Annotated in this window: 13 protein-coding genes and 1 riboswitch; of the genes, 7 read left to right on the top strand and 6 right to left on the bottom strand. The window is 62.2% G+C overall.

Going from position 1 to position 15,343, the window contains the following annotated elements; genetic code table 11:
• The first annotated feature begins 6 nt into the window (after window positions 1-6).
• The 6 genes from ACJO3T_RS02110 to ACJO3T_RS02135 are packed head-to-tail and all read left to right on the top strand — an operon-like array spanning window position 7 to window position 7,021.
• Complete coding sequence (locus ACJO3T_RS02110) at window positions 7-1,089, top strand: glycosyltransferase (protein WP_406961041.1); 1,083 nt, start codon at window positions 7-9, stop codon at window positions 1,087-1,089.
• 58 nt (window positions 1,090-1,147) lie between these two features.
• The gene (locus ACJO3T_RS02115) at window positions 1,148-1,786 is read left to right on the top strand and encodes a hypothetical protein (protein ID WP_406961043.1); all 639 of its coding nucleotides are present in this window, start codon (window positions 1,148-1,150) and stop codon (window positions 1,784-1,786) included.
• A gap of 46 nt (window positions 1,787-1,832) precedes the next feature.
• Window positions 1,833-2,504 carry an HAD family hydrolase gene (locus ACJO3T_RS02120; RefSeq protein WP_406977660.1) on the top strand — a complete coding sequence of 224 codons (672 nt, stop codon included), beginning with the start codon at window positions 1,833-1,835 and terminating at the stop codon, window positions 2,502-2,504.
• 17 nt (window positions 2,505-2,521) lie between these two features.
• Entirely contained in the window at window positions 2,522-5,602 is a 3,081-nt protein-coding gene (locus tag ACJO3T_RS02125) for a PEP/pyruvate-binding domain-containing protein (protein WP_406961047.1), read from the top strand.
• Window position 5,603: 1 nt separating this feature from the next.
• Window positions 5,604-6,248 carry a gamma-glutamyl-gamma-aminobutyrate hydrolase family protein gene (locus ACJO3T_RS02130; protein ID WP_406961049.1) on the top strand — a complete coding sequence of 215 codons (645 nt, stop codon included), beginning with the start codon at window positions 5,604-5,606 and terminating at the stop codon, window positions 6,246-6,248.
• Window positions 6,236-7,021: a phosphocholine cytidylyltransferase family protein gene (locus ACJO3T_RS02135; RefSeq protein ID WP_406977661.1), complete on the top strand. Its 786-nt coding sequence runs from the start codon at window positions 6,236-6,238 to the stop codon at window positions 7,019-7,021. Before ACJO3T_RS02130 ends, ACJO3T_RS02135 begins: the two co-directional genes overlap by 13 nt.
• A 62-nt stretch (window positions 7,022-7,083) precedes the next feature.
• On the opposite strand, the gene ACJO3T_RS02140 is transcribed toward ACJO3T_RS02135, so the two are convergent.
• From ACJO3T_RS02140 to lpxL, 5 genes are all read right to left on the bottom strand, one after another.
• Window positions 7,084-8,013, bottom strand: coding sequence for a sulfotransferase (locus ACJO3T_RS02140; RefSeq protein ID WP_406977662.1), 930 nt, complete (start codon window positions 8,011-8,013; stop codon window positions 7,084-7,086).
• Window positions 8,010-9,197, bottom strand: coding sequence for a glycosyltransferase (locus tag ACJO3T_RS02145; protein WP_406961055.1), 1,188 nt, complete (start codon window positions 9,195-9,197; stop codon window positions 8,010-8,012). Before ACJO3T_RS02145 ends, ACJO3T_RS02140 begins: the two co-directional genes overlap by 4 nt.
• Window positions 9,190-10,038 (bottom strand): glycosyltransferase family 2 protein, encoded by an 849-nt coding sequence (locus tag ACJO3T_RS02150; protein WP_406977663.1) that lies wholly within the window; start codon window positions 10,036-10,038, stop codon window positions 9,190-9,192. Before ACJO3T_RS02150 ends, ACJO3T_RS02145 begins: the two co-directional genes overlap by 8 nt.
• Before the next feature lie 107 nt (window positions 10,039-10,145).
• Entirely contained in the window at window positions 10,146-11,057 is a 912-nt protein-coding gene (locus ACJO3T_RS02155; protein WP_406961059.1) for a lysophospholipid acyltransferase family protein, read from the bottom strand.
• 106 nt (window positions 11,058-11,163) lie between these two features.
• Window positions 11,164-12,111, bottom strand: a complete 948-nt coding sequence (gene lpxL / locus ACJO3T_RS02160) for an LpxL/LpxP family Kdo(2)-lipid IV(A) lauroyl/palmitoleoyl acyltransferase (protein WP_406961061.1) — start codon at window positions 12,109-12,111, stop codon at window positions 11,164-11,166.
• A 132-nt stretch (window positions 12,112-12,243) separates the two neighbouring features.
• Between lpxL and waaA the strand changes: the two genes are divergently transcribed.
• Window positions 12,244-13,509, top strand: coding sequence for a lipid IV(A) 3-deoxy-D-manno-octulosonic acid transferase (waaA, locus tag ACJO3T_RS02165; protein ID WP_406961063.1), 1,266 nt, complete (start codon window positions 12,244-12,246; stop codon window positions 13,507-13,509).
• A gap of 42 nt (window positions 13,510-13,551) precedes the next feature.
• Here the strand turns inward: waaA and ACJO3T_RS02170 are convergent, their stop codons facing one another.
• On the bottom strand, window positions 13,552-14,934 hold the full coding sequence (locus tag ACJO3T_RS02170; protein ID WP_406961065.1) for a TolC family outer membrane protein: 1,383 nt from the start codon (window positions 14,932-14,934) through the stop codon (window positions 13,552-13,554).
• Window positions 14,935-15,167: 233 nt separating this feature from the next.
• Window positions 15,168-15,282: riboswitch (TPP riboswitch) on the top strand.
• The last annotated feature ends 61 nt before the right edge of the window (window positions 15,283-15,343 follow it).

Raw genomic sequence — 15,343 nt, forward strand, 5'->3', positions numbered from 1 at the left:
TCAATCATGAAAAAGGCGGTGCTGTTCTGCCCCTCCAAGGTCTGGGGCGGAATCGAGAAGAATGTACGCCTCCGGGCCCGGTTCCTGGGGGAGGGCGGGGTGCAGGTCACTGTCATCCTGCTGAAGGGGTTCTTTGCGGAGCGATTTGAAGGGCTTGAGAACGTCTCGGTGATCGAGGTGCCCTCCCGGGGTGGCGATTTCAATCTCGCGGTGGTAGCCAACTACGTGAGGATTCTCCGTCGCCTTCGCCCCGATGTGGTCTTCGCGGCCCTGAAGAAGGACTGGTGGCTGGTGTCCCTGTCCGCCAGGCTGGCTGGCGTGGAGCGGGTCATCCTGTACCTGGGCATTGCCCGCCGGGTGAAAAGCCCGCTCAAGTACTTCGCCATATTCCGGTGGATGAACGCCATCCTGATGGTTAACAGTGACTCTCTGAAACAGGAGATGCTGAAGCACCCCCGGTTTTTTGACGAGAGCAACGTCGTCCGTGTCTATAACGGTTTCAGCCAGCCTGTGGAAGCACCGGAAGGGCTGGATTTCCGGGCCATGTTCGGCTTACCGGAAGACGCTGTTATTGTCGGATGTGCCGGTCGTTTCAGCCCCATGAAGGGCTTCGACCAGTTGCCTGACGTGCTGGCCCGTCTGCCGGACAATGTGCATGTGGTGCACGCTGGCGAGGGCGAGTTTGAGCAGGAAATCAAATCCGCCATCCAGGCCCGGCCGGAGTCCTCCCGCATTCACTTTCTCGGCTACCGGCAGGACATGGAGCGGTTCTTCGCGGGTATCGACCTGTTCCTGCTGTGTTCCCGGAATGAGGGCATGGCGAATGTCCTCAACGAGGCCATGAGCCATGGCAAGCCAGTGGTGTCCACCCGCGTGCCGGGCAGTGAGGAGCTGTTGGGGCAGGGCCGATACGGGGTCCTGGTGGACGTGGATGATGTCGATGCCATGGCTGAAGGTGTTCGTGCACTGATGACCGGAGACAGGCGGTTTGATGCGAGAGAGCTCCGGCAATGGATCGACACTGAGTTTGGTATGCACCGGATGGTGGAAGAAACCAATCGACTATTCTTTGACACACCAATGACATGAGCCAGAGGACCGGTTTCCGGCTCGGGGTTCGTCTGACTGACCAGTTAAAGGCTTTGCTTTGGCGCTAAAATATCAACTCAGGGCTTTCTGGATCGATGGCTACAATCGCCTGAAATACGGTCCGGAAGCTCCCCGCTATGCCGAACGGATATGGGTTCGACCCTCCGAGTGCAGGCGATACATCGAGGCCCGGGACCTCACCGACCGCCTGGGAGGCAAAGTCCGCCAGATGTCCGGAAAAGTCGTCGCCGACTGGCCTCGGGACCTGGAACAACCCTTTGAAAACCATCCCAAGCTTACCTATTGCTGGGCCCACTGGTGCGACGGCAAGGACTGGCAGGAAGCCGGCGCCATCGATTTCCTGCTGGGGAAGATCGCCATATCGCCTACCGGGATTACCGACCAGTGCCGCACTCCGGAGGAAGTCTGGAACCGCTACCGCACCCTCGACCTGATCTGGGACGACGTAAAGGCCCAGGGCCGTTTCCCGACCCGTCAGGATCTTGATCCGGACAACTACCGTGAGGTGGGCGGTATCCTGGTCCATATCGGGCCCGGTGGTGAGCCCGTATTCTCCGGCGCCGGCTGCCACCGCTTTGCCATGGCCATGTTGCTGGATGCCCCGTTCCCGGCGCAGATCGGTTGCGTGCATCCGTCGGCCCTGGAAAAGCTGTCACGGTTCCGTTCACCCGGGTAAAGTATGGCTTCGATAAATGGCAGGACCGTTTCACAGGGGAAAATCAATGGCTGATCTGGCCCGCTACAGGACCTGGGTCTTCGACTGCGACGGGGTGTTGCTGGATTCCAACCGGGTCAAGACGGAAGCCTTCTACCGGGCGGCGGAGCCCTATGGTCGTGACCATGCCGAGGCACTGGTGGACTACCATGTTCGCAATGGGGGTATTTCCCGGTATGTGAAGTTCAGTACCTTCCTGTCCGATATTGTCGGACGGTCCCGGGTCGACACGGATGAGTTGCAGCAGTTGCTGGACCGCTACGCCGGTCTGGTCGGCGAGGGGCTGCGCCAATGTGCCGTGGCGGATGGGTTGATGGCCCTGCGCCGGTTGACCGGGAGCGCGCGCTGGCTGGTGGTATCCGGTGGCGACCAGGAGGAACTGCGCAGCGTCTTCGCCGACCGGGGGCTGGCGGAACTGTTCGATGGCGGCATTTTCGGCAGTCCGGACACCAAGGACGAAATACTGGCCCGGGAACGGGAAACCGGTGGCATCCTGCAGCCGGCGGTGTTCATTGGAGACAGTCGCTATGATATCGAGGCTGCCACACGGGCCGGGCTGGATTTCATTTTTGCCTCCCGCTGGAGCGAATCGGACCACGATTTCAGCGGATCCACATTGACCGTTGAAGGCATCGATACACTCGTCGAATACCTTGGCCAGTCGCCTCGACCACATTGAAACTCAGGGGACGGACGTTGAATCCCAGTAAAGTAAAACACAGCGTACGGTTCATCATATTGGGCGCTGGCAAGCCTTTCCAGGGCGAGCAGCACAGTGTGTTGCGGGGCGCGACGGGGCGAAGCCGTGTGCTGGACTGGCTGTTGAATGCGATGGCCGAGTTTTCCCCGGAGGTGCACTTCGTCGGCGGCTACCAACTGGACGAAGTGGCGGAGTGCTACCCGGACCTGCACTACTCGGTGAATCCCAACTGGGCGTCCACCGGCGCCGCCGCCTCGCTTCTGGAAGCGCCCCTGAACGATCGGGATGTCCATTTCGTATCGTTTGCCGATGTCCTTTACCGTGCTTCGGCAGTCCGTGCCCTGGATAGCGTGGAGTCCGATGTCGCCCTTCTGGTGGACAGCCATTGGCGGTCACGCTTCGAGGGCCGCTCGGCTGCGGATCTGGATCGCTGCGAGAAGGTCAACCTGCATGGCCCGCGCGTGACCCGCCTGGGCCGCGACCTGTTGCCGGAAATGGCGGACGCGGAATTCGTGGGCCTGATGCGACTGTCCCCCCGGGTGGCAGGGTATATCGACCAGAACCGTGAGGTTTTCCCGGCTCCGGTCCGGCAGGGCAGCCTGTCACAATTCGTGGAGCTGCTGCGGATGCGGGGGTTCTCGGTGGAAGCCGCCGATGTGGCCGGTGACTGGGCGGAGCTAAACGAACCGGATGACCTGAGCCGGTTTGTCCTGGGAACCAAGGCCCAGACCCTGCATCGGCTGCAGGGTATGCTGAACCGCAGCCGCATCGAGGACCAGGTCAGCTTCACCGTTGCGGAATGGGAACGGACCCGTGTTGGGATCCTGTCCGATATCCACCAGCGACTGGCTGACGATGACACTCTGGTGGTTCGCAGCAGCGCCCTGTCGGAGGACGGCTTCGGGGTGTCCAATGCTGGCGCTTATACCAGTGTCCTCAATGTGGACCGCCATGATGCCGATGCACTGAGCGGCGCCATTGCTGAGGTCATTGCGTCCTATCCCGACGGCCACCCGGACAACCAGGTGCTGGTTCAGCCCATGCTGCGGGACGTGACGGCCAGTGGTGTCGCCTTCACCCGGGTGCTGGCCACGGGTGCGCCTTACTACGTGATCAACTACGACGATACCACCGCCAGTACTGAGTCCATCACCAGCGGCGCCAGCCGGGAACACAAGACCCTGTTCCTGCACCGGGACGCGCCGGACGGCCATCCGGCCATACCGGACAACCTGGTGGGCCTTTTGCCGGCGCTACGGGAGGTGGAGGCACTACTGGATTTCGATTCCCTCGATGTGGAATTCGCCATGACCCAGTACGGGGGCATCCACATCCTGCAGGTACGTCCGATCGCGGTTCAGCACGAACTGGATTCCAGCGATGCGGCCAGGGCCGCCATAGACCAGGCGGTGGCCCGTTTTCAGCAGTTGTCGACTCCTGGTCCCTTTGTGGTGGGTGAGAGCCCCATGTTCGGGATCATGCCGGACTGGAATCCGGCCGAGATTATCGGCACCCGGCCCGGGCGGCTGGCCGCCAGCCTGTACCGGTTCCTGATCCTGGACGATGTCTGGGCCAGGCAGCGGGCGGAATATGGCTACCGGGATGTCCGGCCCCAGCCACTGCTGACGCTGTTTGCGGGGCACCCCTATATCGATATCCGGGCCAGCTTCAACTCCTTTGTTCCGGCGTCCCTGGATGACGGTCTTGCCGCCCGTCTGGTCACCTTCTACCTGGAGTGGCTGGCCCAGCGCCCCCAACTGCATGACAAGGTGGAGTTCGATGTGGTGCCCACCTGCTATGCCCTGGATTTTGACCACTGGCGGCGCCGACTGGAGAAGCATGGTGGGTTCGAGGCGGATGAACTGTCGGCATTGGCCGAGGGGCTCAAGGATATTACCCGGGGTGCATTCCAGCGTACCCCTGCTGACCTGGCGGCTGTCGATACGCTGCAGGAACGGTTCTCGGTGATCAGCAGCCGACCGCTCACGGACCTGGACATGGCGGCGGCCCTGCTGGAGGATTGCCGTCGGGTCGGGACGCTGACCTTCGCCCACCTGGCCCGCAGTGGCTTTGTCGCGATAACCCTGCTGCGCTCCGCAGTAACCATGGGAATACTGTCGCAGGCGGCCGTCGATGATTTCCTGAACACCATCCGGACAGTCTCCCACCGGTTTACCGAAGACGCCGCGAGAGTGGCCCGTGGCGAGATGCCGTTCGAACAGTTGGTGTCAGGTTATGGCCATTTGCGTCCGGGCACCTACGATATTACCTCTGCCAGCTACGCGGACGATCCGGAGCGCTATCTGCGGCCCGTGGTTGATCGTGCCCAGACCTCACAGACGATTCACTCCGGAGACTCAGGCGCCTGGGCGGCGGAGCGGCAGGATTTCTTCGGGGCCCTGGCGGAGGCCGGCCTGCCTTCCGATCCGGACGAGGTGGAGACCTTCCTGCACGGGGCGATCGAGGGCCGGGAACTGGCCAAGTTCGAGTTCACCCGCTACCTGTCCCGGGCATTGGACTGCATTGCCGGTTTTGCCGGGACCCATAGCCTCTCAAGGGATGACATAGCGCAGGTGCCGCTTGAGGACCTGCTTGCCTGTCGTGCCGGTGACCCCGGCGTGGCTGACCCCCAGCGGTGGTTGCGGCAGCGCGCGCAGGAAGGTTCTGAAGCGGCCCGAACCACGGCGCTGATCGAACTGCCCCCGCTGGTCAGGACCCGTGATGATTTTTGCGGGTTCCTGTATGCGGACACTCACGCCAACTTCATCGGCAGTCAGCGGGTGCTCGCGGAGTGCGTCGATCTGCGCCAACTGACCGGCGATGATCGCGCCGTCGATCTGAGCGGCCGTATTGCGCTGATACCCCAGGCGGATCCCGGCTATGACTGGCTGTTCGGTCACGATATCGCGGGCCTGGTCACCATGTACGGTGGCGCCAATTCCCACATGGCGATCCGCGCCGCCGAATTTGGCCTGCCCGCCGCCATCGGCATCGGGGAAGCCCGCTACCTGGGCCTGGCGGGGGCCTCCGTGCTGGAACTGGATCCATCCAACCGTCGCCTGGAGGTGGTTCGCTGACATGCGTATTGGTATCACCCAGCGGGTGGAAGTGGTGGAGTCCTATGGTGAACGCCGGGATTGCCTGGACCAGCAATGGGGCCTGTTCCTGGAAGGTCTGGGGCTGACGGCGGTGCCGGTTCCCAATAGACTGGCGCGACCTGCCGCCTGGATGGACGCATTGGGCATAGAAGGCCTGTTGCTGACCGGGGGCAATGATTTGTCCTCGTTACCGGGAGCTGGCAAGCCAGCACCGGAGCGTGATCACACGGAAGCGTCGTTGCTTTCCGTGGCCAAGGAACGGAAGATGCCGGTGCTGGGGGTCTGCCGGGGAATGCAGATGATCAACCACTGGCTGGGCGGGCAACTGGACCCCGTGGAGGGCCATACAGCGGTGAGGCATGGCCTGAAACTCTTGCCCGGTGCGGTCGATTTTATCGACTTCCGGGAGGTGAACAGTTTCCATGACTGGGCTATTCACCCGGATGGTCTGGCCAGTGGGCTGACGGCCCGGTGCCAGGCCCCGGATGGCACGATAGAGGCCTGTACCCATGACACCCTGCCATGGGTTGGTATCATGTGGCACCCGGAGCGGGAAACGCCATTCACCGGCCCGGACCAGCAACTATTCCTGCAAGTATTCAGAGAGCCTTTATGCAGACACTGATCCTGGCGGCGGGGCAGGGCACCCGTCTACGCCCCTATACCAACGACCGGCCCAAGTGCATGGTGCCCCTGTCCGGCAAACCGTTGCTTCATCACCAGATGGCCGCCATGGCCGCCTGTGGTGTTCGCGAGAACATTACCGTGATTGGCGGTTACCGTGCTGACGACCTGGACACCTTGCAGGCTGGCCTGGTACTCAACCCCCGGTACGATGCCACCAATATGGTGCTCACCCTGTTCTGCGCCCGCGACCGGATGATTGATGGCGAGGACCTGCTGATCAGCTATGGGGATATCGTCTACGAACCCCGCGTGCTGCAGGCCGTCCTCGACTGTGATGCACCGGTCTGCCTGGCCGCTGACCGTGAATGGACACGGCTCTGGCAATTGCGCATGGATGAGCCCCTGGATGATGCGGAAACCTTCCGTATGGAGGAGCAGGGCTATGTCACGGAGCTGGGGCGCAAACCTGGCAGCTATGATGAGGTCCAGGCCCAGTACATGGGGCTGATCAGGATCCGGGGCGATCATGTGGCGCGGTTCAAGGCGTTCTTCGACGAACTGGACCGGTCTGCCATCTATGACGGCAAGGACTTCGACAACATGTACATGACCAGCCTGATCCAGGGTATGATCGATGCCGGCTGGCCGGTGAAGGCCTGCCTGGTGGATAACGGCTGGCTGGAAGTGGACACGGCGGATGAACTGGAGGCCTATGAAGCCATGGCAACCTCCGGAGACCTGGATGCCTACTGCCGGCTGAAGAAATCCTGATCCGGCCGTGATGCCCCTCGTGTCCCGCGGCAGGTCAACGAATCAACCAAACGGGACACCAGCTATTCCTGGAGGTTTGCCCGCAGTTCCCGCAGGCGGTCCACCATGGGGCGGTAACCGGCCAGGGTCCGCTGGATGGCGTCCGTCTGGCCGATACCGATATTGCGGGCCGATTCGTGGGGTTTGAAGGGAGCTCCCTGCACCTGTTCCGGCTCCATGCCCAGGAACCGGCACACCCGTGCGGCCTGGCGGTCGTGATCCTCCACGAAGGCCTCGAAGCTTACGTTCAGCAGTCGCCCTTCCGGCAGCATCCGTTGTAACTCCGCCAGGGCTTCGAGCTTGTTGGCAATGCCCTTGAGGACATAGGCCACGTCGTCGGTTTCGCTGTCGTCGAAGGCCGGGTCGGATTTCCGCTTGCCGATCTTTCCCTGCCGAACCACCTCCGCAAACTGGTCTTCCGGGTCCCGGTGAACCACCACCAGTCGGTAGGGTTCGAACACCCCTGGCCAGGTGTGTTCGTGCTTGCCCACCCAGATGGGCTGGTTCCAGACGACGGCCCTGCGGTCTCCGGCGATTGTCTGGCCCACGGCCTGCAGCCAGTGGTTCCAGGCGGTGACATCACCTGGCTGACCGGAGCGGGCCAGGTGTTGGCGGTACTCTTTCAGGTACGTCAGCTTCAGTCGCTGATGGAATACCTGGTCCTTCAGGGACAGGCTGACGGGATTGTGGTTGCCCCGCTGTTTCCACCAGGCTGCCGGCAACTTGCCGAGGGCCGTCTCCAGCCAGGTGCGGCGGGCCAGCTTCCGGGCCTGGGCCACGGTGTCCGATTCCAGCATGGTGCCAAGCCGCCCCTGACGCTTGAAGTCGGTGAACTCGCCCTTGGGCACATGGCACTCGGGGTGCCCTTTCAGGTAATCCACCACGGCACCAGACCCGGACCAGTAGATGCCGGCCACAAGGACGTTCAGGGGGGTAGGCGCGGGTCTGTTCATAGGCTTGCTGCTTCAGGTTCTGACAGGAAAGCGTCGGTCACCACATCGCTGCGGAACGGTGCCAGCCATTTGTCCTGTACGGTGATCGGCAGTCGGGCCACCGTGGATTCCAGGCCCGCTGCCAGGCCGTCCACGGTAGCGGGCGTCAGGAACTGCTCCAGCTCGCCCCGGAACACAAAACGGACTCCGCCCCGACTGTCCGTGGAAAGAATCGGCGTGCCACAGGCCAGGGCCTCGGTGAGTACGATGCCCAGCCCCTCATACTCGGAGGCAAGTACGAACAGGTCGGCCCGCTTCATCCAGGGATAGGGATTGGCTCGTTTGCCGGCGAAGAGCACGCGATCGGCCACACCCAGACTGCGGGCTTTCTGTTCAAGTTCCTGGCGCAATGGCCCCTCACCGACAATGACCAGTTTGTGTGGGATATGGGTCCTGGCGAAGGCTTCCAGCAGCAGCGCCTGCCCCTTCTGGGGAACCAGCCGGGCAACATTGACGATATAGGGTGCGTCTGGAATATCAGGGTCCGTCTGCTCGGCCTGGGTTCGGATTTGTTCTACCGGGCAGGGGTTGGTGATGACGCGAAGGCTTCTGGGCGTGATAGAGCCTTTTGAGAAGGCTTCCCGGGCGGAATCCTCAACGCCGGAGGATACGCACACCAGGTGCCGGCCCTGGAACACCAGCTGCCATTCCCACTTCTTTTGCCACAGGGGACGGTCATAGTGGATAACGTTCTCCAGCACGTAGGTGCAGCGGTCATCCCGGAACGACCAGAAGTACTTGAAGGTGCCCAGGCCCCGGAAAATGATCCGGTCAAACCGGCCATGCTGTTGTTCGAGTTTGTGGATATGGCGTTTCAGCAACCAGCCCTGAAGCCATCCCACCCACATGAAATGGGAGCGGGGCAGGACCACGCCAAGAAACAGTCGTGAGAGTAGAAAGACCGGAATGCCGACCACCGACTTCATCAGTTGCTGGAACTGGTCCCAGTGGTGCAGGGTTACCCGGTTGTCGGCCGGTTTCAGGTCATTGGGACGGTTGCGGCAGGTCAGCAGGTGGCTGTCATGGCCCTCGCCGGCAAAGGCATCCGCCAGGTTGACGGCAACCCGCTCCATGCCCCCCATCTTCAGGCTGTGGATGATAACCAGGGTTCGCATCGGGCGAGCGGACGTCTGATGATCAGGCATCGGGGCGCGACTTCTCGATACCGTTTTCCGCCCAGAAGGTGCGATTCTCCTTCACGGCCTTGCGGATGGCCCGGTTTTTCTCCCAGATCTCCGGCCTGGAGTAGCCCCGGGCGTGATCCAGGTGCAGGCACACGGTGCTGTAGCGGATCTGCTTTGACTTGTGGCCGTAGTTCCACAAGCGCTCACCCAGCTCCCGGTCCAGTCCACCGTACTGCATGTCCTCGTTAAAACCATTGACGGCCATCAGGTCCCGGGTCCAGGTGGAGCTGTTCATGCCATTCCAGCTCGCGGCGGCGGGCGTGACGGCATTGAGCAGTTTCCTGAATCCCTGTGACGGGGAGAGCTTCCACAGCTTATGGTTTCTGGGCTGGCCGTTGGCCACCAGCCATTGCGGGTTGAAGATGACCGCCGAGCGGATATCCTCTTCGCTGATCTTCTCCGATACCGGCATGGTGAGCTTGATGTATCCACCGGACAGGAAGTAACCGGGTTGTGCCAGGCGCCTGTGGGTTGCGATAAAGCCCGGCTCGGGGATGCAATCACCGTCCGTGAAGATCAGGTAGTCACAGTCGGTCTCCCGGATCGCCTTGTTCAGTATCTGGCACTTGCGAAACCCCTGGTCCTCATGCCACACATGGTCGATGGTGAGGGTGCCACGATCGCGGAACCGGTCGATCAGCGCCCGGGTGTCCCCGGTGGAGCCGTCGTCCGCGACAATCACCCGGAAATCCGGGTCAGCCTGGTTCTCGTAGCCGATCAGCACCTTCTCCAGCCAGGCCGGGGAATTGTAGGTGGTGATGACGACACCGATGGACTGGGGCGTAATGTCGGTAGCTGGCATATCAGTCGCTGTCATGGAAACCGGATGCGTTCAGTGGTCGGAAACAGTGACACAGTATACACACGGGCGCTCGCCCATGCCTGTCCGGAAAAATGCGGAGCAGGGCGCTATTTGCATCGCTTGGCGGGGTTGTAAGGATTGATTTCCCCGGGCGTGCGGTGGCGAAAACGTTTGTACTCCCATTGGTACTGCTCGGGGATTTCCCGCACGCATTTCTCCACGGACAGGTTCAGGGCCGAGACTGCTTCCACCGGGTCCCTGCTGTCGATTCCCTGCTCGGTTGGGCGGATGATGATGCGGAAGCCTTCACCGTCCTTCAGGCGCTCGGCAAAGGTGGTAAAGGCGGCGGCGCCGGACTTGGCGATCATCTTGGAGGCCAGGGTCATGGTGCGCACATCGATGCCGAAGAAGGGGCCATAGGCGTAGCCGCTGTTCTTGTGGGGGCTCTGGTCTGGCAGGATGCCGGCAATGCCGCCGCCCTTGAGAATGCCCACCATGCGGGCCAGCCCCCTCCGGTCGCCTCGTACCAGTACCGATCCCGCACGTTCGCGGACGCGGATCATATAGTCCTCGAAGTCGGGCAGGTGGGGCGGGCTGTACAGGGCGGCCATGTGGTAGCGGGTGGAGAAGTAGATGCCCGCCAGTTCCCAGTTGCCCAGATGGGGCGCCAGCAGGACCACGCCCTTGCCGTTCTCCAGGGCCTGGTCCACCAACTCCAGGCCTTCCACGTCCCGGATCAGGGCCATGCATTTTTCCACCGGCCATTCCCACATCAGGGGGATTTCCAGGTAGGTCTGCCCGGTGTGGCGCAGGCTGGAGCGGATCAGCCGGTGACGCTGTTCTGCAGACAGTTCGGGGAAGCACAGGTCGATATTGGCGGTGGTTACTTTTTTTGAACGGGACGGGAACCACCAGCTCACTGTGCCGATGACACGGCCAATGCGCTGGGCCATGCGTAGCGAGAGTTTGCCGGCCTGGCGCAGGGCAAACACGGCGAGTGAGGTTCTGGTAATCGCCATAGTCGTAGGGTAGATCCTTGGGCGGAAACGGCTGAAGGGAAGCTACCACCAATGCCCGGGGGCGGCAAGTAGGGGCTACGGTACCGTTCCGCCGCCTGCGCTAGTGTCACGACTTGCCGTAGAAATCCGGATCGTCTCGGTTGGGCCGGGTCTTGAAGCGGCGGTGCATCCACAGGTACTGGTCCGGCTGGCGGCGGATTTCCCGTTCGATGGTGGCGTTCACGCGGGTCGCATCAGCCAGCTCGTCGCCAGAGGGGAAGTCCTCCAGCGCCGGGTGGAAGTAGATGTCATAGCCGGGACCATCCTCCCGGCGGAAGTGACTGAACGGCATCACCGCACAGCCGCTCCGTTCGGCGATGCGGGACGTGGCGGTGATGGTGCCGGTGGGGATATCGAAGAAAGGTGCAAAGACGATCCCCTTGCGCCCATAGTCCTGGTCCGTGGCGTACCAGACCGCGCGGTTCTGCTTGAGCCGTTTCAGCAGCCCACGCAGGTCCTTGGAATCGAGTACGGTTCCGTAGCGTTTCGCCCTGGCCCGGGTCATGACGGCGTTCATCAGGGGGTTGTTATGGTCCCGTTGCATGACATCGGCATCCATGACCTCCGTGGCCAGGCTGCCGCCCATTTCCAGGGTGCTGTAGTGTCCACCGACCAGCAGGACGCCCTTGCCGCCCTCCCGGGCGCGGTCCAGGTGTTCAAGGCCGTGGACACGGGTAATGTCCTTGAGGTCGGCCATGTCCCGGAACCAGCCCAGCCCGATCTCCATCATGCCGATACCATTGGCCTGGAACGACTTGCGAACGAGGGCCTGTTGCTCCTGTTCGGAAAGCTCCGGGAAGCATCGCCGGATATTGACCTCGGTGATATGGCGGCGTTTGGGAATGAAACGCCAGGCCAGATTCCCCAGGAGCCTGCCCACACTCCATTGCCAACGGATTGGCAGCCGCGACATCAGCCACATCATCGCGATGCCGATCCAGGTGGGCCACCAGCGGGGGTGCCAATAGTGGCTGTAGTTGAGGTCCCTTTCCTGCTTACGGTGTTTGCGTTTCACGATGGTTGGACTACCTGTCGGCCAATGTCGGAGGTTGAAGACCGGCAGTTTATCAGGGCGGCTTTGGTGCTGTCAGTGGCACTCATGGCATGATTGGTTAGAATGGCCGTCCCACTTGACCACGGAGCCCCCATGCTGCACGTCGTCTACTCCCTGTGCTATCGGTTGCTGCTACCTTTTGCCATGGTTTACCTGTGGTGGCAGACCCGCCGCAATGGGGGCAGTAACAAAGGGTGGCAGCAGCGGCTGGGTCACGTGGCGCCCACGGAACAGCCGGTGATCTGGGTGCATGCGGTTTCCGTGGGTGAAACCATTGCCTCGGCGCCTCTGGTCAAGGCGATTCTGGATCGCCGCCCGGATGTGCCGGTGCTGGTAACCGCCATGACTGCGACCGGCGCTGCCCAGGCCCGGTCCCTGTTTGGTGACCGGGCGCTCTATGCCTATGCCCCGTTTGATACCCCTGGTGCCGTACGCCGCTTTGTCCGCCGGGTCAGGCCCCGGGCCCTGGTGATCATGGAAACCGAACTCTGGCCCAACCTTATCGTGGAGACCAGTCGTCATCAGTGTCCGGTGTTCCTGATCAATGCCCGCTTGTCGGAACGTTCCGCCCGCGGCTACCAGCGTATCGGTGGTTGGGTCAGATCCCTTCTTGAGCGCCTCGACTGGATCGCGGCCCAGGCCGAGGACGATGCCGCGCGGTTTGTGGACATTGGTGCCCGACCGGATTCTGTATCTGTCACCGGTAGTATCAAGTTTGATGTAAACATCACCGACCAGGTGCGGGCGCGCGCCAATGACCTGAGACAAGGTATTGGCGCGCGACCGGTATGGATTGCCGCCAGTACCCACGAGGGGGAGGATGAGCAGCTCCTCGACGCCCATGCCCGGATTCTGGAAAAGCTCCCGGATACCCTGCTGGTACTGGTGCCCCGGCACCCGGACCGTTTCGATTCGGTGGCGGCACTGACCGACAGTCGTGGTTTCTCACAGGTACGGCGGTCGTCGGGGGGGGCGGTCGGAGAGGCGCAGGTCTACCTGGGCGATACCATGGGTGAACTGATGGTGCTGTACGGGGCGGCGGATGTGGCCTTCGTGGGCGGCTCGCTGATCGAGCGGGGCGGGCACAATCCGCTGGAGCCGGCGGCCTGGGGCATGCCGGTGGTCACCGGCCCCCATGTGTTCAACTTCGAGACGGTCTATCGTCAGTTGGAGGCCGGCCAGGGACTGGTCCGGATACAGGGCGAGGCGGATCTCGCCGGACAGGTGGGTGAGCTGCTGGCCGACGGAGAACGTGCCGCAACCCTGGGGAAGGCAGCCCTGGACGTGGTGAACGCCAACCGAGGCGCCCTGGACCGGGTGGTCGGGGGCATCCTCGATCGGCTCGACAAAACTGCCTGAAGCGCTTGCGCGCCTTTCCACCGCGCACGCCAGAACCCGTCTTTACTGGGTAGGATCGTCCAGGGTTTCGTCCTCGGTGGCCAGTGCCTCAATGCCCGGGGCCGTCTCGCTGAGCCATTTGTTCAGCTCAATGATGTCCTGGGGGCTGAGGGTGCCCGCCGCCTGTTTCAGGCGCAGAGAGTTGACCACGTAGTCGTAACGGGCATTGGCGTAATCCCTGAGCGCTACATAGTAGGCCTGTTCCGCGTCCAGCACTTCCACGATATTCCGGGTGCCAACATCATAGCCGGCCAGAGTGGCGTCCAGTGCGCTGCGGCGTGAGACAATGGTCTGCTTCAGGGCGGAGGCCGTTTCGATATTGGTGTTGATCGTGCGGTAGAGGCTGCGGGTGTTGACCCGTACGTCCCGGCGCGTGGTCGCCAGATTGTTGTCCCGCACATCCACGGCGGCACGCTGTTGACGGACTCCGGCCTGGATGCCGCCACCGGCGTAAAGGGGCACATTGAGGCTCAGGCCGATAACGCCTTCGGTGGTGGTGCCGTCCTGCTGGCCACCCGGGGTTGGCGTGCTCAGTTCCACGTTGTCCAGCCGTTGTCGGCCCAGGGAGGCGGTCAGCTCCACGGTTGGGTAGTGGCCGGCCTTGGCCTCGTCGAGGTTGGCCTTACTGGCCTGGAGCTCCCGGATGGCGGTCTGGATCTGCCAATTCTGTTCCAGGGCCGTGGTCTCCCACTTCTGCGGGTCCGCCGGAGTGGGCTGCATCAGCGGGAATTCCTGTTCCAGGTTCTCGATGTCTTCAGCGTACTCGCCGGTCAGGCGTGAGAGCCGCTCCCGGGCGATATCCAGGTCGTTCTCGGCGGCAATGCGGCGACTGGTGGCGTCGTCGAAGCTGGCACGGGATTCGTAGACATCGGTGATGGCGATCAGGCCTACATCAAAGCGCTCCTGGGCCTGTTCATACTGACGCTCGATAGCGTTCTCAGCGGCTTCCGTGGCGGTGAGGGTGTCGGCCGCGCGGAGTACGTTAAAGTAGGCCTCGGCCACATCCAGTATCAGTTGCTGTTGGGCCAGGTTGTACTCGGCCCGTGCGGCCTCGGTCTGGAACTTGGCGGCGTCGTAGGCGAACCAGGCGTCGGCCTGGAACAGGGGCTGGGACAGCTGGACCCCGTAGCTGAAGCTTTTGTAGGAGTTGTCCTGGCTGGGGCCGTCGATGTCATAGTGGTTGGCGTTTCCGTAGGCGCCGATCTGTGGCAGCAGCGCGCTGCGAGTCACATCCGAGCCGGCCTCCTGGGCTTCCAGGGAGGCTTCCGCGGCGGCGATGCCGGAGTCGTAGGAGAGGGCCTTTTCGTAGCTCTCCACCAGATCAAGGCCAAGTGCGGCCCGGGCCGTGAAAAGACCGATCAGGCCGCATAGCAGTTGCTTTTTCATGTGTTCTCCCAAAGTGTCGCCCCCTCTGCCCTGACGGGGCCGGCGATTCATGTGACTGTAACTTCTTCAGTTACCAAGCTTATTAATAACAGCGGTGGTTCATTATGGACAATAAATCAACGGATCTCTAGACTTGGTCCGTGCACTGTTTTTCAGGTGTGCCATTAGAGGTCTGACAGGTTGCCCGGTTGTTCGATATCCGACGTCCGTATAATCCTGCAGGCCCACAGAATCGCGTCTTGACGGGGTGCTGGTTCAGCAAACAATGCTGACCGGCTGAGATTGCAGCGCAGAACCCGCTAACCTGATCCGGCTAGAACCGGCGTAGGGATCCAGGACAGCTCTGAACAGCCATTGCCCGAGTCTCCATTGCTCAGGTTCATGGTGGCTGTTGTGCAGCACCAGCGTC

Source organism: Marinobacter shunpengi (assembly GCF_045449715.1).
Classification (GTDB): Bacteria; Pseudomonadota; Gammaproteobacteria; order Pseudomonadales; family Oleiphilaceae; genus Marinobacter.